The 21861-nt window shown below is 66.0% G+C and carries 35 protein-coding genes and 2 pseudogenes; 19 read left to right on the forward strand and 18 right to left on the reverse strand.

Features of this window, described 5'->3' with window-relative positions; translation table 11 throughout:
- Nucleotides 1-270 precede the first annotated feature (270 nt).
- The 5 genes from ACIPWY_RS18690 to ACIPWY_RS18710 all read left to right on the forward strand — a co-directional run bounded on the left by ACIPWY_RS18690 (nt 271) and on the right by ACIPWY_RS18710 (nt 4521).
- Complete coding sequence (locus ACIPWY_RS18690) at nt 271-1179, forward strand: NAD(P)-dependent oxidoreductase (protein WP_362907482.1); 909 nt, start codon at nt 271-273, stop codon at nt 1177-1179.
- A 517-nt stretch (nt 1180-1696) separates the two neighbouring features.
- Nucleotides 1697-1852, forward strand: a complete 156-nt coding sequence (locus ACIPWY_RS18695; protein ID WP_227291662.1) for a DUF6131 family protein — start codon at nt 1697-1699, stop codon at nt 1850-1852.
- A gap of 72 nt (nt 1853-1924) precedes the next feature.
- Nucleotides 1925-2317 carry a hypothetical protein gene (locus ACIPWY_RS18700; protein ID WP_393700598.1) on the forward strand — a complete coding sequence of 131 codons (393 nt, stop codon included), beginning with the start codon at nt 1925-1927 and terminating at the stop codon, nt 2315-2317.
- A 460-nt stretch (nt 2318-2777) separates the two neighbouring features.
- On the forward strand, nt 2778-3743 hold the full coding sequence (locus ACIPWY_RS18705) for an LLM class F420-dependent oxidoreductase (RefSeq protein ID WP_362907694.1): 966 nt from the start codon (nt 2778-2780) through the stop codon (nt 3741-3743).
- 103 nt (nt 3744-3846) lie between these two features.
- Nucleotides 3847-4521 (forward strand): HAD family hydrolase, encoded by a 675-nt coding sequence (locus tag ACIPWY_RS18710; RefSeq protein ID WP_393700600.1) that lies wholly within the window; start codon nt 3847-3849, stop codon nt 4519-4521.
- 108 nt (nt 4522-4629) lie between these two features.
- On the opposite strand, the pseudogene ACIPWY_RS18715 reads toward ACIPWY_RS18710, so the two are convergent.
- Together ACIPWY_RS18715 and ACIPWY_RS18720 are read right to left on the reverse strand one after the other, a co-directional pair.
- Nucleotides 4630-4893, reverse strand: a pseudogene (locus tag ACIPWY_RS18715) (iron-containing redox enzyme family protein); the annotation flags it as partial.
- On the reverse strand, nt 4868-5197 hold the full coding sequence (locus ACIPWY_RS18720; protein ID WP_393700602.1) for a 50S ribosomal protein L11 methyltransferase: 330 nt from the start codon (nt 5195-5197) through the stop codon (nt 4868-4870). The pseudogene ACIPWY_RS18715 and the gene ACIPWY_RS18720, both read right to left, overlap by 26 nt.
- Before the next feature lie 2 nt (nt 5198-5199).
- On the opposite strand from ACIPWY_RS18720, the gene ACIPWY_RS18725 reads away from it, so the two are divergent.
- On the forward strand, nt 5200-5364 hold the full coding sequence (locus ACIPWY_RS18725) for a hypothetical protein (protein WP_393700604.1): 165 nt from the start codon (nt 5200-5202) through the stop codon (nt 5362-5364).
- A gap of 76 nt (nt 5365-5440) precedes the next feature.
- Here the strand turns inward: ACIPWY_RS18725 and ACIPWY_RS18730 are convergent, their stop codons facing one another.
- The 5 genes from ACIPWY_RS18730 to ACIPWY_RS18750 all read right to left on the reverse strand — a co-directional run bounded on the left by ACIPWY_RS18730 (nt 5441) and on the right by ACIPWY_RS18750 (nt 7953).
- A complete protein-coding gene (locus ACIPWY_RS18730) occupies nt 5441-6046 on the reverse strand; it encodes an alkaline shock response membrane anchor protein AmaP (protein ID WP_362907476.1) in 606 nt (201 codons plus the stop codon).
- Nucleotides 6047-6066: 20 nt separating this feature from the next.
- Nucleotides 6067-6567 carry a DUF6286 domain-containing protein gene (locus ACIPWY_RS18735; protein WP_362907474.1) on the reverse strand — a complete coding sequence of 167 codons (501 nt, stop codon included), beginning with the start codon at nt 6565-6567 and terminating at the stop codon, nt 6067-6069.
- 239 nt (nt 6568-6806) lie between these two features.
- Nucleotides 6807-7100: a hypothetical protein gene (locus tag ACIPWY_RS18740; RefSeq protein ID WP_362907472.1), complete on the reverse strand. Its 294-nt coding sequence runs from the start codon at nt 7098-7100 to the stop codon at nt 6807-6809.
- Nucleotides 7101-7216: 116 nt separating this feature from the next.
- Nucleotides 7217-7384 (reverse strand): hypothetical protein, encoded by a 168-nt coding sequence (locus ACIPWY_RS18745; protein ID WP_165914339.1) that lies wholly within the window; start codon nt 7382-7384, stop codon nt 7217-7219.
- A gap of 83 nt (nt 7385-7467) precedes the next feature.
- Entirely contained in the window at nt 7468-7953 is a 486-nt protein-coding gene (locus tag ACIPWY_RS18750) for an Asp23/Gls24 family envelope stress response protein (protein ID WP_362907470.1), read from the reverse strand.
- Nucleotides 7954-8153: 200 nt separating this feature from the next.
- Between ACIPWY_RS18750 and ACIPWY_RS18755 the strand changes: the two genes are divergently transcribed.
- The 12 genes from ACIPWY_RS18755 (at nt 8154) to ACIPWY_RS18810 (ending at nt 15137) form a co-directional block, all read left to right on the forward strand.
- Nucleotides 8154-8735 (forward strand): RNA polymerase sigma factor, encoded by a 582-nt coding sequence (locus ACIPWY_RS18755; RefSeq protein ID WP_393701163.1) that lies wholly within the window; start codon nt 8154-8156, stop codon nt 8733-8735.
- A complete protein-coding gene (locus ACIPWY_RS18760) occupies nt 8726-9232 on the forward strand; it encodes an Asp23/Gls24 family envelope stress response protein (RefSeq protein WP_393700608.1) in 507 nt (168 codons plus the stop codon). The genes ACIPWY_RS18755 and ACIPWY_RS18760 overlap by 10 nt, the downstream gene beginning before the upstream one ends.
- A gap of 412 nt (nt 9233-9644) precedes the next feature.
- Complete coding sequence (locus tag ACIPWY_RS18765) at nt 9645-9965, forward strand: gas vesicle protein (RefSeq protein WP_362907466.1); 321 nt, start codon at nt 9645-9647, stop codon at nt 9963-9965.
- A gap of 32 nt (nt 9966-9997) precedes the next feature.
- Complete coding sequence (gvpJ, locus tag ACIPWY_RS18770) at nt 9998-10462, forward strand: gas vesicle protein GvpJ (RefSeq protein WP_362907464.1); 465 nt, start codon at nt 9998-10000, stop codon at nt 10460-10462.
- 3 nt (nt 10463-10465) lie between these two features.
- Nucleotides 10466-11215 (forward strand): GvpL/GvpF family gas vesicle protein, encoded by a 750-nt coding sequence (locus tag ACIPWY_RS18775; RefSeq protein WP_393700611.1) that lies wholly within the window; start codon nt 10466-10468, stop codon nt 11213-11215.
- A 1-nt stretch (nt 11216) separates the two neighbouring features.
- Nucleotides 11217-11471, forward strand: a complete 255-nt coding sequence (locus tag ACIPWY_RS18780) for a gas vesicle protein GvpG (protein ID WP_362907460.1) — start codon at nt 11217-11219, stop codon at nt 11469-11471.
- Between the two features lie 7 nt (nt 11472-11478).
- The gene (locus ACIPWY_RS18785) at nt 11479-12309 is read left to right on the forward strand and encodes a histone protein (protein WP_393700613.1); all 831 of its coding nucleotides are present in this window, start codon (nt 11479-11481) and stop codon (nt 12307-12309) included.
- Nucleotides 12310-12315: 6 nt separating this feature from the next.
- Nucleotides 12316-13437, forward strand: a complete 1122-nt coding sequence (locus ACIPWY_RS18790) for an SRPBCC family protein (protein ID WP_393700615.1) — start codon at nt 12316-12318, stop codon at nt 13435-13437.
- Nucleotides 13430-13774: a gas vesicle protein gene (locus tag ACIPWY_RS18795; protein WP_362907454.1), complete on the forward strand. Its 345-nt coding sequence runs from the start codon at nt 13430-13432 to the stop codon at nt 13772-13774. The genes ACIPWY_RS18790 and ACIPWY_RS18795 overlap by 8 nt, the downstream gene beginning before the upstream one ends.
- 50 nt (nt 13775-13824) lie before the next feature.
- On the forward strand, nt 13825-14628 hold the full coding sequence (locus ACIPWY_RS18800; protein WP_393700617.1) for a GvpL/GvpF family gas vesicle protein: 804 nt from the start codon (nt 13825-13827) through the stop codon (nt 14626-14628).
- 3 nt (nt 14629-14631) lie between these two features.
- Complete coding sequence (locus ACIPWY_RS18805; RefSeq protein ID WP_266678019.1) at nt 14632-14862, forward strand: gas vesicle protein; 231 nt, start codon at nt 14632-14634, stop codon at nt 14860-14862.
- Nucleotides 14859-15137 (forward strand): gas vesicle protein K, encoded by a 279-nt coding sequence (locus ACIPWY_RS18810; RefSeq protein WP_362907448.1) that lies wholly within the window; start codon nt 14859-14861, stop codon nt 15135-15137. The genes ACIPWY_RS18805 and ACIPWY_RS18810 overlap by 4 nt, the downstream gene beginning before the upstream one ends.
- 113 nt (nt 15138-15250) lie before the next feature.
- Here ACIPWY_RS18810 and ACIPWY_RS18815 read toward each other — a convergent pair whose 3' ends face one another.
- On the reverse strand, nt 15251-15406 hold the full coding sequence (locus ACIPWY_RS18815) for a DUF6131 family protein (protein ID WP_234374301.1): 156 nt from the start codon (nt 15404-15406) through the stop codon (nt 15251-15253).
- Between the two features lie 1168 nt (nt 15407-16574).
- Entirely contained in the window at nt 16575-16709 is a 135-nt protein-coding gene (locus ACIPWY_RS18820; RefSeq protein WP_362907446.1) for a hypothetical protein, read from the reverse strand.
- A gap of 259 nt (nt 16710-16968) precedes the next feature.
- On the opposite strand from ACIPWY_RS18820, the gene ACIPWY_RS18825 reads away from it, so the two are divergent.
- Nucleotides 16969-17145, forward strand: coding sequence for a CsbD family protein (locus ACIPWY_RS18825; protein ID WP_362907444.1), 177 nt, complete (start codon nt 16969-16971; stop codon nt 17143-17145).
- Nucleotides 17146-17554: 409 nt separating this feature from the next.
- Here ACIPWY_RS18825 and ACIPWY_RS18830 read toward each other — a convergent pair whose 3' ends face one another.
- The 9 genes and pseudogenes from ACIPWY_RS18830 to ACIPWY_RS18870 all read right to left on the reverse strand — a co-directional run.
- A complete protein-coding gene (locus ACIPWY_RS18830) occupies nt 17555-17962 on the reverse strand; it encodes a gas vesicle protein K (RefSeq protein ID WP_362907442.1) in 408 nt (135 codons plus the stop codon).
- Nucleotides 17940-18188 carry a gas vesicle protein gene (locus ACIPWY_RS18835; RefSeq protein ID WP_362907690.1) on the reverse strand — a complete coding sequence of 83 codons (249 nt, stop codon included), beginning with the start codon at nt 18186-18188 and terminating at the stop codon, nt 17940-17942. The genes ACIPWY_RS18830 and ACIPWY_RS18835 overlap by 23 nt, the downstream gene beginning before the upstream one ends.
- Nucleotides 18188-19000 carry a GvpL/GvpF family gas vesicle protein gene (locus ACIPWY_RS18840; RefSeq protein WP_362907440.1) on the reverse strand — a complete coding sequence of 271 codons (813 nt, stop codon included), beginning with the start codon at nt 18998-19000 and terminating at the stop codon, nt 18188-18190. The genes ACIPWY_RS18835 and ACIPWY_RS18840 overlap by 1 nt, the downstream gene beginning before the upstream one ends.
- Nucleotides 18993-19391, reverse strand: a complete 399-nt coding sequence (locus tag ACIPWY_RS18845; RefSeq protein ID WP_362907438.1) for a gas vesicle protein — start codon at nt 19389-19391, stop codon at nt 18993-18995. The genes ACIPWY_RS18840 and ACIPWY_RS18845 overlap by 8 nt, the downstream gene beginning before the upstream one ends.
- 28 nt (nt 19392-19419) lie before the next feature.
- A complete protein-coding gene (locus tag ACIPWY_RS18850; protein ID WP_329567452.1) occupies nt 19420-19671 on the reverse strand; it encodes a gas vesicle protein GvpG in 252 nt (83 codons plus the stop codon).
- 9 nt (nt 19672-19680) lie between these two features.
- Complete coding sequence (locus ACIPWY_RS18855) at nt 19681-20394, reverse strand: GvpL/GvpF family gas vesicle protein (RefSeq protein WP_362907436.1); 714 nt, start codon at nt 20392-20394, stop codon at nt 19681-19683.
- Between the two features lie 3 nt (nt 20395-20397).
- A complete protein-coding gene (locus ACIPWY_RS18860) occupies nt 20398-20913 on the reverse strand; it encodes a gas vesicle structural protein GvpA (RefSeq protein ID WP_362907434.1) in 516 nt (171 codons plus the stop codon).
- 26 nt (nt 20914-20939) lie between these two features.
- Entirely contained in the window at nt 20940-21287 is a 348-nt protein-coding gene (locus ACIPWY_RS18865; protein WP_362907432.1) for a gas vesicle protein, read from the reverse strand.
- 436 nt (nt 21288-21723) lie between these two features.
- Nucleotides 21724-21818, reverse strand: a pseudogene (locus ACIPWY_RS18870) (Hsp70 family protein); the annotation flags it as partial.
- Nucleotides 21819-21861: the final 43 nt, after the last annotated feature.

Here is a 21861-nt window from a genome sequence, read left to right on the forward strand (position 1 = left end):
CCAGCCTCACCAGGTAGGACACCGCCTGAGTCCGTTTGTCGTTGAGCCGGAGACGGCTCAACGACAAACGGACGATGGTGCGGTAGGCACCGGCCCTCAATCGCCGACCCGGAGTGGTGGCGGAGCAGTTCGCGGGCCCGCGCTCGAGGTGGGGATCGCGACTCGCCAGAGCGGTGCACGGTGCGGTACTCGACGGCGCACTGCGGCAACCTTGACTTTCTACCGCCCCGCGCCCGTGCGGGGCGCAGCCGACGAATGGACCACGCCCTCATGACGTCCACACCTGTCCACGCCACCCCCGAGCGGCCGACCGTGGCCGTCCTCGGTACCGGGATCATGGGATCTGGGATGACGCGGAGCCTGATCCGGGCGGGACTCGACGTCCGTGCCTGGAACCGTACGCAGGACAAGGCGGCCCCCCTCGCCGCCGACGGCGCCACAGTCACGGAAACGGCGGAGGAAGCCGTAAGCGGGGCCGATGTCATCGTGACGATGCTCAACGACGGCCTCTCCGTCGCCGCCGTGCTCGCCGGCGCCGCGCCAGGCGTGCGCCGCGGCCAGATCCTGTTGCAGAGCACCACCGTCGGACTCGACGCCACCACCGAACTCGCCCAACGAGCTGCTGACTTGGGGCTCGTCTATCTGGACGCCCCGGTTGTCGGAACCAAGCAGCCCGCGGAACACGGCGCGTTGACGGTCCTCGTCGCCGGACCCTCCGAAGTCCGGGCGTCGGTGGACCCGGTGCTGAACGCGATCGGGCAACGCACGATCTGGGTCGACGAAGCACCGGGCGCCGCCTCGCGGCTGAAGCTCGTGGTCAACACCTGGGTCATCAACCTGGTGGGCAGCATCGCGGAATGCCTCAACCTCGCGGAGGGACTGTCCATCGACCCACAGTCGTTCCTCGACATGGTGAAGGGCGGCCCGCTCGACTCCGCCTACCTCCAGGGCAAGTCCGCGGCGGTCCTCTCCGGCGACCTCACCCCCAGCTTCACGCTGTCCACCGCGCTCAAGGACACCCGCCTCATTCTGGCAGCCGCCGAACGGTCCGGAGCGACCCTGGACCTGGTCGCCGCATCGGCCAACCGGTTTGAGCGCTCGGAGGCGGCCGGCCACGGCGGTGAGGACATGATCGCCACCTACTACGCAGGCCGCCCGGCGGAGCAGGCCGGCGACTGACCGTCGCGACCGCGGTGGGCGCCAGGTCCACGCGCGTCATTGTGGTGACGTGAGCGGCCGGGGGTATCGGCGCCGCCACGGCCCGGCGTCTTGCAGACGAGGAGGCCTAGGCTTCGGCGCTAGGGATCTTCAACGGCTGAGGTTACGGCGGTTGGAAGTCGAGGCCGGTCTTGGCGGTGAGGCCGGGGCGGTACTGCGTCCGTTTGAGCCGGGTCCTCACCAGCGCGGTGAGCTGGTCGAGGCTGTGTCTGGTGAGGTTGGCCAGAGACCGTTTCAGGTGCGACCACAGGCCAGCAGCACGGTGTCGCCGTGGTGGCGTGCCTCCTGTTCGGCGGCGTGGGGCAGTTCGGAGAAGAATGGGTTGCGGATGTCCGGGACGAGCAGTCCCAGTAAGCCGGTAGGGGCCGCGCGCCCGAGGGGCTTCCGCCCACTGGGGTGGCATCACAGGGCACAACACGCCGCTAATGCCGGACGCGCCTAGGCTGGTTGGAGCGTCACAGTGAAATCGGAGGTCAACATGGTCGCCCTCGGCGTAATTCTGCTGGTCATCGGCTTCGTCACGGGAATCAGCATCCTGTGGACGATCGGCGTCATCCTCGTCGTCATCGGAGCCATCCTCTGGATCATGGGAGCGGTCGGACACTCCGTCGGCGGACGCAAGCATTACTGGTGACGAGCGCGTCATCACGGGGAGCGCGGCAGGCGCGGGGGGCTTCATCCCGCGACCAGAGAGGCAGGCCAGACCATGGCTAAGGAGCCGAAGTCATCGCAACCCTCGCACGGCGAGGGCCCAGGCCCGCATAAGGGCACCAAACAGCACGGTTGGTCTCCCGATGTCGACGAGACCCGTCAGCAGGACAACCCGAGCGCACACCGCTCCTTCCACCCCGACAAGTACGCCCCCGCCAAGGGCCCCGGGCGCGAGGTTTCCAAGAAGGAGGCCGGGGACCCGCATGGCAAGCCCGTGAAAAGCAGGGGGCGCCGCGGCGAGGACCAGAGCAAGGCCGACAGGGACGAGGAGGGTATGCACGACACTGGCCCCCGGGGTCGCTCCCAGCGCCCCAGCGGAACCAAGGACGCATCCGCCTCCACCGGCGTCGACCCCAAGGACCCGCCAGGCACGCGCAGCGCAGGCTGAACATCGCGACCGGATCCGCTGTCGATGTCCTGCGGTGGCCCCTGCTCCCCGCAACAGTTGCAACAGTGGGACGGCTTCGCAGGAGCAGGAGCAGGAATCGCCGAGCGACGCTCCGAAGGCCCCCGCGCTCGATGGAGCCGTTTCCTGATGTGCGGTTCGACGTTCAGGCGCGCACTTGGCGCTGTCGGGGGTGCCGTGACCTCGATGCGGTGTCCGAACCGAGACCCCTCGGTGCGGTCGGTCGTTCAGCGTTACGTCCGGCGATTGCGGGATACCAACACCACCATCAGTAACGACACCGGGAGCTTCGGCGGCGGTATCAGCATGGCACCGGGGCGCGCACCCGGCCTCAGTATCGAGGAGTGGGCGGTCGGTCGGCCTCTTCTGACCGCAGGCCGTACGAGGTGAACCTGGAACCCAAGGAGTTTTGGACGCGAGGACCTCGGCAATGCGTGAAAACATGGTGCGATTCGGCTACACGATGATGACGGAGCAGGCTGGTCCGAGGACTCTCGTGGACAACGTCGTCGCGGCAGAGCGGGCAGGGTTCGACTTCTCCGTGACGTCGGATCACTACTCCCCCTGGCTCGCCTCGCAGGGGCACGCACCTTACGCCTGGAGTGTGCTCGGTGCTGCGGCCCAGGCCACCACACGCATTCCGCTCATGACCTTCGTGACCTGCCCGACGATTCGCTATCACCCGGCTGTGGTGGCCCAGAAGGCAGCCACGATGCAGTTGCTCTCCGAGGGCCGATTCCGTCTCGGTCTCGGGTCGGGTGAGAATCTCAACGAGCACGTGGTGGGCGAGGGCTGGCCGTCGGCCGGTGTCCGTCTCGACATGCTGGAAGAGGCGGTCGAGATCATCCACGCTCTTTTCGCCGGCGGTGAGCTGAACCATCAGGGCACACATTTCGACGTGGTGAACGCGAAGCTGTGGGACCTGCCGGCCCAAGCCCCACCGATCGGGATCGCGGTCTCCGGGGAACGCTCCTGTTCACTTGCCGGCCGGCTCGCCGACCTGGTCATCGCCACCGAGCCGAAGGCCGAACTGCTGGACGCCTTTGACCGGCACGGAGGGGCAGGCAAGCCGAAGATCGGTCAGCTCCCGGTCTGCTACGACACCGACCGGCACGCCGCGGTACTCCGTGCTCACGACCAATTCCGCTGGGCTCTGGGCGGCTGGCCGGTCAATGCCGAGTTGCCGGGCCCGTCCGGCTTCGAAGTCGCGACGACCTATGTCACGCCTGACGACGTCGCTGAAACGATCCCCTGCGGGGACGACGTCGGAGCCTTCGCCGACGCTGTCCGGCCTTACATCGAGGCGGGTTTCACCGAGATCGCCCTCGTCCAGGTGGGGGGCGACCGGCAGCGCCCCTTCATCGACTGGGCGGAGCAGCACCTGCTGCCCGCACTGCGAGAGCTTTGAACGGGTCAACCCGTGCCGTCGGTCGTTCATCCGCCTCGACCGCACCGGTGCATGGTGATTCACGCCGTGAACCTCACTTCCCCAGTCCCGGAAGGCAACGCTCATGCCACGCGCAGTCCTGTTCGACGTCGACGGCACCCTCACCGACACCAACCACCTTCACGTCATCGCGTGGTGGGAGGCGTTCCGGCAAGCGGGGCACCATGTGGCGATGCGGGAGATCCACCGGGCGATCGGACTCAGCGCAAACGATCTCGTCGCCCATCTGTTGGGCGACGGCCGTGACGGGAACGAGGACGAAGCCCTGGCAGCCGCCCACGACACGCTGTACGGCACATGGTTCGACCGGCTCCCCGCTCTCGACGGAGCCCAGGCCCTCCTGCGCACCCTCGCAGACCGGGGCTGGCTTGTCGTGCTGGCCACCTCTGCCGGGGGAGCGGAACTCAAGGCTCTGCGGAGGGCCGTCGATGCGGACGACGTCATCGCCGGCGTGGCTTCGGCCGATGACGTGGCGGCCGGCAAGCCCGCACCCGATCCGGTTCACCAAGCGCTGAAACTCGTCGGAGCGAGCGTCACGGAAGCCGTCTTCGTCGGGGACACGGTATGGGACATGAAGGCAGCCACCGAGGCGGGCGCAAGGGCCGTGGCGCTACTGTCGGGCGGCATCCCCCGCGCGGATCTCGAAGAAGCCGGAGCAGCCGCCGTCTACCAGGACCCTGCAGACCTTCTCTCGCATCTGGATTCCAGTCTGATCGCGGAGTACGAGAACCGCGCCTGACGCATCATCTCGGTGGGATCTACGGCTCATTGAGCGCCTGCACGCCCGTTTGGTCGTCGCCGGTGAGATCCCAGCGATGCAGAATCACTTCCTCACGCATGCGCTCTGCGAAAAGGGGACTTCGACAGCGGCGAAGTGCCCCACCAGGGCTCCGCGCAGAGCACGGTGAAGGCCGAACAGAGACATGACGTTGACGGTGGCCAGGGCTTCCGCTGGAGCCGTTTCGACGTAATGCCCGTAGGTGGTGCGCAGGCCGAGGTCCGCCATGAGGTCGGCGAAGAGCTGGGCGTGGATGTCCTCCGGGTGTCCCGCGCCGAACGCGTCGAACGACGGTGACGTGATGCCGTCACAGGCGCGCGTTGAGACGCGCGGCCCACACAGCACGCCACGAGATGTCGACGGCGGTCATACGGGCTCCCATGCGCGTGGCCTGGACGGCGAGAGCTCCGCTGTCGGTCCCCAGATCCAGTACACCGGCGGTGGGCCCTATGTTCTCCCCGCACAGCGCCTGGACGAGTATCTGCGTGTCCCTCTGCGGTGCGTACACGCCGGGCGGCGTGAGCCAGCGGGGCGGGTAGCCGGTGCTGACTCGGCCTCTGCGGTCATCGGATTCCACTCCGTGTGGACATTGTGCGTGACTACTGTGGCACCGGGTGCCCTGTGGGGTGAGATCCACACGTGCGGCCTCTTGTGGTGGATGTGGTGGTGCTGCCGAAGCGGCGCTGGCTCGCGGCGGTACCTAAAGCAGAGGTGCTCGCGGTACGCCTCTGGGCCGATGACGCGACCATCTCCCTCATCGAGTGGCTGGGCGCCGGCGCCGGTCACCTCGCCACCCTCGATTGAGGACCCACCCCGACGGAGCGACGACGAAGCGCCCATGGCCGGTCCGTGCCTTTCACCGCACTCGGTAGCAGCCCCTCTATTCGGCACGGCGCGCCTTGTGCCTGCCAACGTTCAGGTGCGCTCGGGCGGGTAGATGGGTCAACCCAGTGGCCTCGCGTGCGTGGGCCACTGGGCCATGGCACAGGGCCTGCAGGACGGGGGCGGGCAGTCCGTGGTCCGTCAGCGTGAGCGCCACATGCAGTTGGGGGCCCGTCGCCCGTCCGGTGAGGTGGGCGCTGGCCTGCTTGACGTCGGGCAGAGCACGCGCTTCGGAGGTCACGGCGTCGCTGAGGGCACGGCCTCGCAGCTCGACGCTTTCGGGCGGAGGCGTCCCACCCAGGTGTACTCCGCTGGGGCGGTGACGCAGCTGTGCGAGAAGCCAGATGAGGGCCAAGGCGGCTGCCAGAACCAGGACGGCGATGACGGCGGCCGACCACCACCAGCCCTGATCGCTCCAGTGGACGCGGTCGGCGTTGCTGAGCAGGACGTCGTGAGGCGCGGCCACGGGCCACCCGGCGGGCGGGGCCACGTGAAGCCGGCGGTAGAGATCGAACCCGGCTGTGAGGATCAGCAGGCCGCCTCCTAGCAGCACCAGGCCGCAAAGAGACAGGAGGAGACGGTTGAGTGTGGATCGACCGTTCATGGCGCGCTCCCGGGGCAGCCTCAGCGGGTGTGGTGTCGTAGGCGGATCGTCAGCCGTGGGGTGTGCACCAGGGCGAGCTGACGGCACTGCTCCTGCAGAGCCTGGGTGAGGTCGTTGCGGACGACCGCAGTGTCGCGGAAGCCGACCTCCGCGCGGGCTATGACACGGCGGCGCCTGACCCGGAGCCGGGCATGGCTGACGCCGGGGACCCGCATTGCGGCATCACGCAGCACCATTGCGGCGCCCTTGCGATCCAGCCAGGCCCCAATCTCCGTGGACTCTTCGGGTGCCCGCAGGGGCAGGAGTCGGCGCAGCCCGGGTGTGAGGGAGAGGATGAGTAGCCACAGGCCGAGAACGACGGCGACGGCGCCGGTGGCCAGCAGCCAGGGGTCGTCGACGGGCCGGGTGGTCATCTCCTCGGCGATGCGGGTGCGCCAGGCTCCAGAGCGGTGTCCCGCGCGCACCACGATCACGTCGTACAGCAGGGCTCCGATGGCGCAAAACGCCAGCAGAGCGACCACGGCGGCCGGGATGCGGCGTGCGGACCACAGGCGGGGTGATCTCGCCCCTCGCCCGTCGTACGTTGCGGGCCTTGTCGCGGGAGCGCGGTTATCGGGCCGGTCCGTTCCGGCTGCTTGATCGGTCGAGGCGGTTCGGTGTGACAGCGTCATGGTGTCCGCCCTCCGTCGTCTGTCGGGTTGTGTCTGCTGCTCCGGTCAAGCACGGTGCTGAGTAGGCGCAGGTAGTTGGGCTGCGGGATTCAGCGGACGCGACCTGGCTGACCCGCGACAACCAGCCGCCGCACCGTCACCATCACCTCGCTGATGTCCAGACCGGTCAGGTGGGCCACCCGTTCGGTGACCTCGCGTTGCAGTTGCCGACAAGTGGCGGTGATATCTGCGGGATAGGGAAGATCCACGGACAGCGCTAGCTGTGCCGTCCCGTTGTACGCAGTCGCGTGAGCGCCGGGTTCAGCCAGGTCCGTCAGCGGGTGCTGCGGTCCGGTGATCCGGTGCAGGGCTGTGCCGGCCACTCTCGCGGCGATGCGTGCCACGACCCGGTCAGGAATCACCGTCGCGCCGCGCTCCGCGGGCGGCGGTGGGCGCTGTGCGCCGCTCGCATACCGGCCGTCCGGGTGTGTGGACGACTCGTCGGCACTGGGCGTAGTACTCACCGTTGCCGCCGAGTGAATATGTCGGCGTCGCCCTGCAGGACGAGACCCAGGACCAAGCCCACCGCACCCAGGACGGCTACGAGGAGGAAGGCCCAGAAGCCGCCGAAGTATCCGGCGAATCCCAGTGCCATTCCGGCTGCCAGACCCACTGTTGCTGTATTCATCGCTCACTCACCTGTCCCTTGGGTGTTCTGCCACCTAGGGCGCGCTTCTTCCCGCTCGGGGGAGCACCGCCGGTAGCCGGAAGTCATTCGACGCGGCCCTCGGTTGGCTCTGCGTCGTCTTCGTCGGGCAGGTTCACGTCGTCGACGACGAGGTTCACCTCGACGACCTCGAGCCCCGTCATGCGCTCCACGGCAGAGATCACATTGACGCGCACCTCAGCTGCCACATCGACGATGGCGAAGCCGTACTCGACGACGACATCGATGTCCATTGCGGCTTGGCGCTCGCCTACCTCGACCTTCACACCGCGGCTGACGCCGCCGGTCCCTCCACCGGGGACGCGCTCACGAACGGCTCCGATGGCACGGGTCACGCCCGCGCCGAGGTTGTGGATACCGGGTACCTCGCGGGCGGCCGTCCCCGCGATCTTGGCTACGACGCCGTCGGCGATGGTGGTCCTGCCCCGAGTTTCGGGTGAGGTGCCGGCGCCGGTCGGCCCTTTCAGCATGGTCGCGGTTTCCGTACGGCCGTCCTGCTCGGAAGAAGGACGGTCGGTGGTGTCCGTCATGGCAGTCACCTCGATCAGTCGATGCGGGCACCATCACAATGCCCGTCACAAGGTTCGACACAGCCAGGCGGGAAATCGTCACATAAATCAATAAATCGACATCATGGCTCCCGGGCCGGGCACTCGTGACAGAGCGGGAAGGAGGTGCAGGCGTGAAGCGCAGCACCAGTCCTTCCTCGCGCCAAGGTGCCAGCGACTCCCTGTCTTTCAGGCACCCTGCCACCGGCACGGCCGATGCACTGCTCACCGCCCCCGACGATCTGCTGGCGACGCGAGCTGGTGAGGGCGACGAGGAAGCCTTCGCCATCCTGATGCGGCGCCACAGCGGCCTCCTGCTCGCACTGGCCCTCCACACACTGGGCAACCTCCAGGACGCCGAGGACGCAGTCCAGGACGCGTTCATCAGTGCCTGGAGGCGCCTTCCCGAGTTCCGTCACGCCTGCGCGTTCAGCACCTGGATGTACCGCATCACCGTCAACCGCTGCTTGAATTCTCTGCGCCGGCGGCCGGCACCGGTACCGTTGAATGCAGTGGAGGAACCCACCGCCGGTGTGGACAGTCAGCCCGCCCAGGCAGCTGAAGAGGATGCTCTTGCCGGCGCCCTGGCCGATGCGCTCGGCGCCCTTGAGCCCCGTCAGCGGGTGTGCTGGATCCTGCGGGAGCTGCACGGACTGCCCTACGAAGAGATCGCCCAAGTGACTGGCACCAGCCAGCAGACGGTCCGCGGAAGGCTGTACCGGGCACGCCGATCCCTGAAGGAGATGATGGGCCCGTGGCGCTAGACGATCAACCCGCCCAGCCTCCGCTCCCCGGTTGCCTGCGCGTGCCGTCTGACGGCTGGCCCGGTGACTCCGTCGAAGACCCGGCGCTGGACACAGCGACGAAGACCCTGCGGGAACGGGAACCGCCCAGCACGCAGTGCCTCATCGCCCGCGTCATGACAAAAATCATCCATGATCAGGTGTGGCCGGGATCGACACTGCCCTTCGGCGGCCCGACGCGCGCCCTGCGGATAGCCGAGCGCGCCGCGTCCGCCGTGCTGCGGAGCGCAGCGGACGAGGTGCCCGGCGTCACCACCGTCAGTTGTCGCCTTGCCCGATCTGACCTCTTCACGGGTGTGCGCGTGAGCATGACCCTGACCGCCGAAATGAACCGCCCTTTGCCTGAGACGGTCGGACTGGTGCGCCGCTCAGTAGCAGACACCTGCGGCCATGTCCTGGGCATGGTGGTGACCGCCGTCGACATCACGGTGATCGAGGTCCACCACGCGTCCGTGTAGCCGCACTCGACTGCAGCAGACCGAGCCGCGTCCGGTGCGCCCCGTCGCCCTTCGTCAAACCGCCGTAGTGGCGCCGCCAGCGCATTTTGTGCTGCCGCTTCCCCGTAGACCAGAGGTTGATTGCCGCCGCGACCGGAAGCCCGCCGCCCGTCGCGGCCCGGAAAGCGGTGTGAGCGTCCTGCAGTCTCAGGTGGGAACCACGACCGGATCCTCTGGAAGCATGAGAAGCCCAGCAGGTATTGCGTCAACAGCCCCCGGGGCACGCTGACGCGATCAATAGCTTGCCGAGTGCACACCAAATGCCCGGATCTGCAGGTGACGGGCCTTGAGGCGCGAGCAACCCGGTCCGACGCGTGCGCTCGTCTGCTCCGCTCGAAGTGCGCTGAGCCCGACATTGGTCAGACTTGTATTCATGGCAGAAGAACGTCGGCCGCGCGCCGGGAAGTCCTCGACGACAGCCGCTCGCCGCTCACCGCCCATGCGGGGAGCAGGCCAAGCCGCGCGGGCTGCCTGCCAGAGCCTGGAAGGGCTCATCGGCCATCCCACGGAGGGCGTATCGGCCGTGAAGCGCATCGATGACGGTTGGTGCGTCGTCGTGGACGTCCTCGAGCTGCCCCGGATTCCGGATACCACGAGCCTTCTCGCCTCGTACGAGGTGCAGCTCGACCAGGACGGTGAACTCATGGAGTACTGCAGGGTCCGCCGCTACCGGCGTGGATCCGCCGATGAGTGACCCTGGTTCGTCGACAACCGGAAGGACACCCCATGCCTGCGACCACCTACTCCGATGAGGTAGTGGCGTGCCCACCACGCGCCGGCACGTTGTACGACGTGCTCGAACTCATCCTCGATCGGGGCATGGTGATCGACGTGTTCGTTCGGGTCTCCCTGGTCGGTATCGAGATCCTCAAGATTGACGCGCGCATCGTTGTCGCGAGTGTGGACACCTACCTGCGGTTCGCCGAGGCCTGTAACCGGCTGGACCTGGAACGGGACTCGGGCAGCACCACCATCCCTGAGCTGCTAAGCGGCAGTGCCGCCAAGTCCATCGGCAAACGGAAGGTCCGCAAGGCCGCGGAGACCGTGGGTGACACCGTACGCAAGGCAGTCGGGGGCCACGACGACGACTCCGACGAGCAGGACGACGACGAAGCAGAGCAGCAGGAACGGCCAAGGAAGCGGCGTGCTCCAGCCCGCGGCAGTTCACGTCGACGACCGGTGGAGGCCTGAGTCGTGACAACCGATGGGGTATACGTATACGCGATCATTCGGGCGGGAAGACCGCTGCCGACTGACTCAAGCGGGGTAGGCAGCCCTGCCGCCCATCTGCGAGTGATTCGGCAGGGCCGGGTCGCCGCTGTCGTCAGCGAGGCGCCCGCGAACCTCCGCGCTAGACGACGCGACCTCTTGGCTCATCAGGAGCTTTTGCTGCGCCTCACGGGCCAAGGCCCTGTTCTTCCCATGCGATTTGGGATGGTGGCACCGGACGAGGCGACGGTACGCGATCAGTTGGCAGCCTGCGAGGCGGACCACGTGGCTGTACTTGAGCATCTCGCGGACGCGGTCGAGGTCAACGTCAAGGCATTTCCGGCACAGAATGCGCTGAGAAGCCTCCTTGCGGAGGACAAGAACCTCCGCCGACTGCGAGATGAGGCGCGCCGCAGGCCCGGCTACGAAGCCAACGTCCGATTGGGCGAAGCCGTCGCGAGTGCTCTGGAAAGCAGGGCCGCCGCAGCTGGTCGGCAAGTGCTGCGCGAGCTCACGTCCAGAGCACGTGCCGTGGCCTCGGGACCGGAGGTCCACGGATGCGTGCTCAACGTGTCGTTCCTAGTAGACCGTGGCGACAGCGACGACTTCCGAAGCACAGCAGAGCAATTCGCCGAGGCGCACCGTGAACGCGTTGAGTTGCGTCTTGCCGGCCCACTGCCCTGCTACAGCTTTGTCTCCGCTGAAAGCACTTCTGTTCGGACCGTCGGAGTCTGACATGGGTCTGATCACTGGAATTCTCACACTCCCGATAGCGCCGGTCCGCAACGTGATCTGGGTGGCAGAAAAACTCAACGACGCAGCTGAGCGAGAGCTGCACGACCCGGGAGTGCTCCGCGCCCAGCTGGCTCTGCTGAACCGCGAACTTGAAGACGGGGACATCAGCTTGGAGGAGTTCGAACGAGAAGAGGAACGACTGCTCGATCGGCTGTATTCCACACGGGTTGGTCCCGCTCCGAACGATCGAAGGTGACAGGCTCATGAATGAAAAAGAAAAGGTGGCGCTTGCTGCTGCTGTAGTGGGCGGCTATGTGCTGGGTCGAACGAAGAAGGGTCGCATGGCTCTGTCCATTGCGACCTATCTGGCAGGCCGGAGGTTCGGTCTCGACCCTCGCCAGCTTGCAGCCGAGGGGATGCGCAGGTTGGGGGATATTCCCCAGTTTGCTGATCTGCAGGAGCAGTTGCGAGGGGAAGTCCTCCAAGCGGGGCGTCAGGCGGTGGCTGCCGCTGCCGACCGCGGGATGAGCACGCTTGCCGGTGCCATCAGCGATCGCACGGCCCGGATCGGCGAGATTGCGGACGAGGACGAGGAGGACGAGGAGGAGTACGCGCCGGAAGAGGAAGACGCGGAGTACGAGGAAGAGGAGGAGCCGGAGGACGAGTACGAAGAAGACCAGGCCGAGGAAGAGGAAGAGGAAGAAGAAGAGCCGGAGGCCGAGTACGAGGAGGAGGACGAAGAGGAGGAAGAGGAGGAGGAAGAGCCTGAAGAGGAGGCGCGGCCGCAGCGGCGCCGCAGGACATCCGCAGCAGCGACATCCAAGAAGGCCGCACCCGCCCGCGCGAAGAAAGGTCAGGCAGCCAAGTCCGCGCCGGCCAAGAAGTCTGCGGCCAAGAAGACAGCGGCGAAGAAGTCCGCGCCGGCCAAGAAGTCTGCGGCCAAGAAGACAGCGGCGAAGAAGTCCGCGCCCGCCAAGAAGAGCGCGGCCAAGAAGACAGCGGCGAAGAAGTCCGCGCCCGCCAAGAAGAGCGCGGCCAAGAAGACGACGTCATCGAAGCGAGCAGCATCCAAGCGCGCCGATCGTCGGAGGTAGTCAGTCATGGCCAAGACGGAGAAAGATCAACCCACTGAGGAAGCTTCGGGTATGGACCAGCTCCGCGAAGAGCTGTCCAAGTTCCTCTCCGCGCAGGTGGAAAATCTCGCCGAGAAGGCGGGAGAGAAACTGACCGACGTGACCGAGAAGCTCACCGACGCGTCCGAGTCCGGTTCACTTCCGGCGATCGGATCCCGCATCCTGCAGGGCGACTCCCCGGTGAAGGCATTCATTTCAGAAAAAGCAAAAGGTGTCAAGGACAATGTAGTTGGGAAGGTGAAGGACGCCTTTGGCGGGGGGAAGGGGAAACGCAAGTCCAGCGGTGGCAAGGTCATGAACATCATCGAGGTTCTCGATGTGGGGGTGCCCCTGCGCGACGCTTACGACTACTGGACGCAGTACGACCAATTCAGCAGCTTCGCGAAGGGCGTTCGCGACGTCTCGAAGAGTGACGAGGTCGGGAGTGACTGGAAGGTCAAAGTCGGTCCATCCTCGCGTAGCTTCAAAGCGACTGTTCAGGAGCAGATTCCCGACGACCGTATTGTCTGGACCTCCGAAGGAGCCAAGGGCACCACTCGCGGCGCGGTCAGCTTCCATGAACTGGCACCCACCCTGACCCGGATCGTCCTCGTCGTGGAGTACTACCCATCAGGGTTCTTCGAGAAGACCGGAAACCTATGGCGGGCCCAAGGGCGCCGTATGCGACTGGACTTCAAGAACTTCCAGCGGTACGTCAGCCTCACCAATGAAGAACCCGAAGGCTGGCGCGGCGAAATCCGTGACGGTGAAGTCGTCGTGTCGCACGAGGACGCCATGGAAGAAGAGGACGCTGAGCAGGAAGAGGAGGAAGGCGCCGACTCCGGTTACGGGGACGAAGCCGAAGGTGCCTACGAGGACGAGGACGAGGACGAGGACGAGGAGGAGGACGAGGGAGCGGAGGACGAAGAATCCGACGCCGACGGCGAATACGAGGACGAAGACGAGATGGAGGACGAGGAGGAGGAGGACGAGGACGAGGGCGAGGAGGAGGACGAGGACGAGGGCGAGGAGGAGGACGAGGAGGAGGACGAGGACGAGGAGGAGTCGGCTTCCAAGAAGCGACGAGGAAAGAGGCGGCGTCGTGACTGACGTCGACTTGCGGCAGACGTCCTATCCCGCATCCGGCCCGCAGACCACCAATCTCGCCGACATCCTCGAACGTGTTCTCGACAAAGGGATCGTGATCGCCGGGGATATCAAGATCGAACTCCTCGACATCGAGCTGCTCACCATCCGGATCCGACTGTTCGTGGCCTCCGTGGATACCGCGAAGAAGGCCGGAATCGACTGGTGGGAAACCGATCCGGCACTCAGCTCGCGCGCTTCCCGTAGCGCCCTGCAGGACGAGAATCGTGCATTGCGAGAACGTCTGGAGGCGCTCGAATCCAAGATGAAGGACGAATCGCCCGAGCTGCAACCCCAGTGACCCCGCAGCGAAATTCCCCATTCAGCAAGGATCAAGGAGAGCCGAGGCACATGACGGAGCGCGGTCCTGAGCATTCGGACGCCCACGCCACCTACGTGTTCGCGGTTTGCCGGAAACCGGACCCGTCTGCCTTCGTCGGGCTGCCAGGTGTCGCCGACGAGGCGCCCGTGAGCATACTGCCGCTGGGGACACTGACTGCGATCGTCCAGGAGGTCCGAGCTCGCGACTTCACCGACGAGGCCTGGCAGGCACGCCTGTCCGACCAGCGGGAGCTGGAACGTTACGCACGCGCCCACCATGACGTCGTTACTGTGGCTGCCGCCTGCTGCCCTACAGTGCCCTTGCCGCTGGCCACGCTGTACCACGATGAACAGAGGGCGAGGGACGCACTTACCAACGCGGCGGACCGCTTTCATGCAGCACTACGGCGCATCGCGCACCATGCCGAATGGGGCGTAAAGGTGTACTCGCCACCCTGCCCACCGGACGATTCGAGCCGTAGGGCCGCGCCGGCCGACCGGTCCCGACCGGCACCCGGAGCAGGCCTTGCTTACCTGGAGCGCAAGCGAGGTGTGCAGGAACGTCGCGACCAGAGCCAGGACGAGGCGCTGCAGGCTGCCGAAACGGTAGATTCCGAAGTCCGTCGCCTCGCCACGGCGTCCCGTAGGTTGCGACCGCATGCCCCCCAGCTTGCCGGGGAACGGCGGATCCAGGTCCTCAACGCAACCTATTTGGTAGCCGAACAGCGCGCCCACGAACTCGCCCTGCTGACACGGTCGTTGCGAGCACGGACCGGGGTGGAGATCGAGCTGTCGGGGCCGTGGGTGCCCTACTCATTCATTGGCGAGGTGTAGACCGTGACCTACGACGACGTGGCGCCTTGGGACAGCCCCGGGCCACTGAACGGCCCCATCGGAGTGCCTCTCGTCGATCTGTTGGACCGACTCCTGGCCACCGGGGTGGTCATCAGCGGCGACCTGGTCATCGCCATCGCCGACGTTCCCCTGGTGCGCCTGTCGCTTCATGCTCTGTTGTCGTCCGTCAACGAACGCGTTCCGGCGCCCTGGGCGGACGGAGGCCCGTTGTGACCGGATCTCGACTTGATCTTGACTCCGACAAGATGGGGCGGGACCTCGTCGCCTTCGTGCTCACCGTGGTCGAACTCCTCCGGCAGTTGATGGAGCGGCAGGCAATTCGACGTGTCGATCAAGGCGATCTCAGTGATGCGCAGGCTGACGAGATCGGAACCACCCTGATGCTGCTCGACCAGCGGATGGCAGAACTCTGCGAGCAGCACGGAGTCCGGCCGGAGGATCTCAACCTCGACCTCGGGCCACTCGGAACCCTCCTGCCGCGGAGCTGATGGTGCAGGCCTGCAGCCTACGAGCGACTCGAGTACCGGGCATCACGTGGAACCTGCACCATCGATCTCTTGGCGTCGACCGCACATGCGGCAGAAGTTGATCTCGAGATGGATCACCAGTAGTGCCGTCGGCCGCCGACTGCGTGGCCGACGCTCCCCAGAATCCACAGCACAACCCCGATGATCACCAGGATTCCTCCGATGGTCCAGAGAATGCTGATGCCTGCCAGAAGCCCGATGATGAGCAGAATAACTCCGAGGATGATCATCGTATCCTCCGCTACGGGAGCTTGACTCCCTGGTTGCCGGATGCCCGTGAGTTCAGACGCCGAAATGGAGTTTCGAGCAGGGGCACGCCCCTTGCGAGAGCTGTCCTCTTGCGCCTTCGCGGAAGCACCTGGCGTCCAATGTCATGATTGCGTCAGCGCTTGAAGGAGTCCTTGGAGTGCTCCTTCGCGCCCCGCATCATGCCCCGTGCTTCGAGAGCGGCGCCTTTCGCTGCAAGGGTTTCTTTGTGTGCTGCGTGAGCCGCCTTCCGCAGGGTCTTTCCGACGACCTGTTCGGCCTTTGCCTTGGCTCGTTCTCCGGCAGTCATCTCGATACCTCCACGGAGCCTCACTGACCCTGTGCCCGTGAGGCAGGGGATAAAAACATAAGAGCCGCAGGGAACAAGAAAGGGGGCGACAAGTCGCCCCCTTAGCATCAGCCCCCCGATTTTCGAGACAGGGATAGTGCACCTTTGCTACCACGAGTTCGCCGCCATCCGGTCGGGGAACCCACCCCGGGCGGATGGCGTCTGCGGAGCCCGCGACGCCGAGGTGGACGAGGACATCGCGTTGGCCGTGAGGCATCGTTCTGCGTTTCCCTCATGCTCACCGGGACACCGCCACGGCAAGGCGCTCGACGCTTGGGCCGGGGTGAACAGACGCGCTGGAAGCAGTCGGCATTCGCACCTCACCAGACGTCCCCGGCTCACCTGACCAGACGTCCCCGGCTCATGGGTGACGTCGATGAAGGAGGAACCGATCGGCATTGATCGAGCGGACCGGTGGGGGATCTTCGTCGCCACGGGGCCGGCCACATGGCTCGGCCTCGGGCAGGCTCCGGCCATGTACGAGTGCGCCGTATACGGGGACACTCGGCCCGATGCAAGAAGCGGTAGTAAGGGACTCCGTTGCCAGGCGCCATTGCCGGAAATCGGACCCGGGAACGTTTCATTTCAACGGCTGTCCGGCACGTCGGAGCGGTGCCTTTCCGCCCAGGTAGGGCGCGATCGGGTCTAGGATGCGCATCCGGTCGGGTTCTGGCCGGAAGCGGCGACAACCGTCGCACCAACGGCGACGAAGAGCGTGCGTCCCACCATCGTCGGTCAGATGGCGGTGAAACGTGTGGCGCAGACGTTCCCCGACACTCGGATCCCCCGTGTCAGCAGCGGGATCAGGCGCCACGGGATGCGAAGTACTGCTTGAAGCACCTGCGGTTGTCGGTGACTTGCCATTTGACGAAGCCGAGCTCGTCACCGAAGGTCTCGGCGAAGCCCGCAGGCTCGCAGTCCGGCCGGAGCGGTGCCATGGTAATTACGTCGCCCAGGGTGGAAGGCGACGAGGCGAGGTCAGCCCATTTCGCTTCACCGCCGACGGCCGTCGCCTGCTTCCTCACATCAGGCCGACACTCCGACGCTTCTCGTTCCGATCCCCCCTGAACCAAGTAGCTGTTGTTAAAGAATTCAGGGCTGCGAAAAGTCCGTGGAGCAACTTTCCGGTTTAAGATTGGAATCTCGGGTGACTCGAGAGGGCGAACCTATTTCGAGCGAGACAGGGTGTGAGTGGTTGTGGCTGGGGACGAGAAGGCTAAGGCTAAGGGCGAGCAAGTCAAGGGCAAGGTCAAGCGGGCCGTCGGTGGTGCGGTCGGCAACGAGTCCCTGAAGGCCAAGGGGCACGCCGAAGAGTCCAAGGGTGACATGCGCGCGGCCAAGGAGAAGACCAAGGACGCCATCAAGCCCAAGTAGGCGCGCCGCTCATGATCCCGGCAGCCGCCATGGCTGCCGGGATTTGGGCTGCCTGCGCCAGCAGCGCTCTGCGCCGCCCCTCGGGAGCGTGTCCTCCCGTCCGTGCGCGTCGAGGCCTGCATGGCTGTGTACGTGAGAACGGTTGTCCGGCGCTATGTGGTCGAGCCAGCGTTGGAATCAGACGAGGAAGCAGCTGGCGGAAGAGCCGTTGGAGCCCTCGTACCTGTCGCTGTCACCGACGAGGGCTGCCGTCGTACCTCGAGAGCGATTCTGGCTGAGCACGATGCTTGTGCACTCAGGTCGGCAGAGGAGGTCAGACGTCTCCTCGGCCGCTCCGACGCTCGGTCCGGTCCGGTCCCGAGACCCGTCTGGCTGCTGTTGGTGAAGCTTGGCCTGGCCGCTGCATGAGTCACGCGGACGGCGGCAGCAATGTGCCGAGTGGCCCCAAGTCCAGATTTAGGTCTTCCATCGTCATCCCGTACTCGGCACACATACTGGCCATGCGTTCGTGAAGGACCATGAGCGTGGCACCGAGGCGCTCCTCCTGCTCTTCGGTGAGGTCGCCCTGGTCGACCCGGTGGAGCGCCTGGCGTTCCATGAGCTGACGCAACAGTTCCACAAGCGTGAGAACCAGCCTGACCAGGTCCCGTTCCACGGTGTCAGGGTCGGAGCTGATCCGGTGTGAGGGTGCGCGTGCGGGCTCGGCCCCCGAGAGGAGGTCACGGGGCGTGGCGGGCAGCATCCGGAAGGCGCGCGTGGCAGCCTCAGCGACCTCGGCTTGCCGCTGTGCGTGCCTACCGTGTTCTTCGGAGGTCATCCCGGTGTCCTGCTGTAGTGGGCGGGGGCCATGGCGAGGGATTGTCCGGGCCGATGGACACGATCAGGGCGCGCAGCGATATGCGCACGAGGTCGATGTCGGCGATGGAGAGCACCACATCCCCGGTGATGACCACGCCTCCGCTGAGCAGCCGGTCGAGCAGGTCTATGAGGGCGACCTGTCGGTCCGGTAGGGGGGCCACCTCGGACGATTCGTCTGCCGTCATCATGCGATTGGTCCGTCCATGGGAGGGTCCGACCCGGGAGAGGCTGCCGCGAACGAGTACGGAGCCCATGGGCCGGTGATCTCTACTCTCACTCCTTGGAGTCCCTCGGCAGCTCGTGCGGCCTCGGAGCGGAAGCTCTCAGCGCGGTCCATGGAGACGAGATACGCGTCGTTGAGGACGTTTTCGTCCCCCGCGTTAGCGAGGTCGCCCTGCTGGACACGATGACGTGCACGGCCGACCGCGAACCGGCGCCCGGCTGCTTCCACCCGCTCGGCAGCCTGCTGCGCAGCCCGGTAGACCTGGTCACGGACACCCTTCTGTGCCCTGCGCTGCAGAAGATAGGCCCGCCCCGGCGACAGAGCGCCGGCTTCGGCCGTTGCTGGGGCGGGAGTTGGAGCCGCGGGGTCTGCGTAGATCTTGACACCCCACTCGACATGACCTGCGAGCCGGGTGAGCTGCTCGTCGAACACCGCCGCTCGGTCGTCGAGCACCTCACGGGCGCGCGCGTTGTCGAGATAGACGGTGGCCAGGCGCAGAGGGAGAACGTCGGTGCGGGTCGCGAGTGCGTCGATGACGCTGTGATGGGCGCGGGCGACGGCCTCCAGCCACGCCATGTCCTCCAGATGCTGCTTGAGGGCGGCCTCCTGAAAGTCGTCCGCTCCGACGCGGCTCACCACGAGGACAATCGATGCGTCGCGGTCGCTGGTCACGAGTGCGACGCTCTCGCCGACACCAGTGAGGGTGGCGGCGAATTCTGCGAGCCCGTCGGCGTCGCGAGCTACGGCGTAGGCGTACGTGACCAGTTCACTCATCTGTCTGGCTCCGGGGATTGTGCCTCGCCTGCTCCTGTTCACCCTCGGGGAGCTCCGTGCCCTGGCGCAGGGCATCGAGCTCAGCCCTCAGCCGCCGGTTCTCTTCGGACAGCGACCGCTCTCCTCTGGCTCGGGACGAGAGTGACGGATCGTGCTCCCACCAGTCGATGCCCATCTCCTTCGCCTTGTCGACGGATGCGACCAGCAAGCGAAGTTTGATGGTGAGTAGCTCGATGTCGAGCAGGTTGATCTGGATGTCTCCCGCGATGACGATGCCCTTGTCGAGGACCCGTTCAAGGATGTCCGCGAGATTGGCTGACGAGCCTTGGGCGTAGGCCGGCGCGGCTCGGGTCGGGTACGAGCCGAGCCTGTCGACGGGAGAGTCAGTCACAGGAGTGGCCTCGCGTTCTGTAGTGCGGCTAGGGAGCGCCGCGGTCGCGACGAGCTCTGATTTCATCGAGCCGGTCGAGCAGTTCGTCTTCGCGCTCGTCGAATGTCGCCTCGTCGATCTCCCCGTCGAGCAACCGACGTTCGAGTTCCGCCAATTCACGGTGGACAGGCGCAGGGTCGTAGTACTTGTCCTCAGCGGCCTCAAGCACACGGTCCGCGACCCAGGCAACGCCTCGCACCGGTGCGAGGGGGAGGGTGAGGATTTGGGTGAGCAGGCCCATGGTGATTCCTTAGACGAAACTGTAGGGAGGCAGGGGGCCGTTGAGTCGGAAGTGGACGTCATCACCCAGCTGATTGGCGACGCTCAGCTCCGCGGTGAGGAACATCTCTTCCTGATCGTGAGGGACGAGAAACGAGACATTGAGGAAGTCTTCGCCGGTCAGCTGGGACGACTCCCTGTCCCGGGAGTAAGGGCGAAGCGCCTCGACGACCCCATGGGCCAGTGCCTGCTGGCGCGCCTGGACCTCCGCCGCGACCAACTCGCCGAGTCGTACAGGGGCCTCGGGACCGGCGGTTCCGCTGCGGATCTCGTCGTTGAGCTCCCGTGCCTCCTGCGCCGAGTCAAGAACCTGTCGTAGCAGAGTGTCTTCGTCCTGCGACACCTTGAGGTTGTACTCCACCGTGTCCTCGAGTGCCTCCAGCCTGGCCGTGTACTCCTCCGCGCGTTCCTCGAGCGCAAGACGTACTGCCTCGTCGTCCGGGGCCAGAAAACCGAACCTCAGCGGCAGCACCGCACCGTCTTCCATGAGACGGTCCTGGACCTGGTGATGCGCAGAAAGGTCCCGACGCTTGGGGCGCAGGCCGTCCGGCGCATCGCTGATGACGGCACACAGTGTTCCGCCAATCACGGTACGCAGTTGGGTGGGTGGGGTGCCCACGCCGTCGAGTCCGTCGAGCCGGAGGGGGTGCTGCTTGCTGGTGATCGAGTAGATGTATACGGCCATCGCTCATTCCTTCTCGCGGGACGAGCCTCTGCTGCGATGGGCCGTCCGCCGGGGGGACCGCCGTCGCCTTTCCACGGGCTCCCTCTCTCTGGTGTCCTCCTCCTCGGATTCGCCCTCTTCGCTCTCCTCAGGTTCGCTCTCTTCGCTGTCGTCCTCGTCGCGCCCGGTGACGCCTTTGATGGTGTCGGTGACCGCATCCACGGCGCCGGTCAGAGCGCCTTTGGACTTTCCCTTGGCGCCGCTCTCGACCGTGTCTCCGACGATGTCGGTCAGTTGGGCGGGTGCCTTCCTTCCCGCCTCGAGATCAAGGCGGTTGCAGGCTTCCGCGAAGCGCAGATAGGTGTCGACGCTAGCGACCACGATGCGGGCGTCGATCTTGAGGATCTCGATCCCTACCAACGAAACTCGGACGAACACATCGATCACGAGTCCGCGATCAAGAATGAGTTCCAGGACGTCGTACAGACTCCCTGTGCCGCCTCTGGAAACGCTGTTGCCGCCCTGCGGCACCATGGTCATGGTGCCTCCCTTCACCGACGGTGCCCTCAGCCCCGACGGTCGATCTGTCCACGTGTATAGCGCCGGACCCTCTCGTAACCCACCAGGTCGCCCTCCTTGTCCAGAGTGACGCGATAGCTGGCCATCACGCTCGTCGTCTCAGGGATGCGCTCGAGCTCCAGGACCTCGACATCCGCCACCCAGCCGTCCTCCGTCGGTTTCACCGCGGAGACCGATTCGGGGCGCCTGCCGAGCAACTCGTACAACTGCTCCGCCGCGGACCGCATGGCCTGCGCCGCGTTGCCCTTGCCGGAGCGATGCCGAGCGGCGCCGCCTCCCTCGCCGGCGCGGGCGCCCGCGCCGGACCGGCGCTTGGGAGGTCGTTCAGCGGGCATGACGCCACCGATGGTAGGAGCAAAAGCCACATTTCATGGACGAACATATAATCCCATGGTATAGGGATGTTTGCCGCCTTGCCGAAGGTGTGCTCCGTCTGAACGGCTGGATCGGCGAGTACCTGAGAGTCGTAAGCAGACGGCGCCCAGTGATACATCCCTGTGGCATCCCGCGCTTCAACTGCGGGCTGTGCAAAAGGTGTTCGCCTGACGCGAGGGCGACGCGCTTCGCCCATGGCGCACTGAGCTTCCACGAGGACGATCGCCATCATCTTCCTGCGGACCTTTAAGAGAAGGCAGTTGTTGTGGTGGCCCCACGGCGGACGGTTCCCCGTGGACGTTCGATGCGCTCTGAGCATCCGTGACCCGACAACTGCGTGAGGCTTTCCGGTGGTGGTGTGTGGACACCATGCCGGCCGCTCCTCCCGCGCGTAGCCGTCGGGGTGGTCCTGGCTCCCCCGTGTTGGTGATCACGGTGGGCTCACCGCCCTCGAGGGCCGAGACCACCGAGTTCGTCGTGCCGAGATCGATACCGACCGAGCGAGCGAGCCATCTGCCTCTCCCTCGTCTGTCG

The sequence above is a fragment of the Streptomyces sp. NPDC090032 genome (genome assembly GCF_044748025.1).
Classification (GTDB): domain Bacteria; phylum Actinomycetota; class Actinomycetes; order Streptomycetales; family Streptomycetaceae; genus Streptomyces.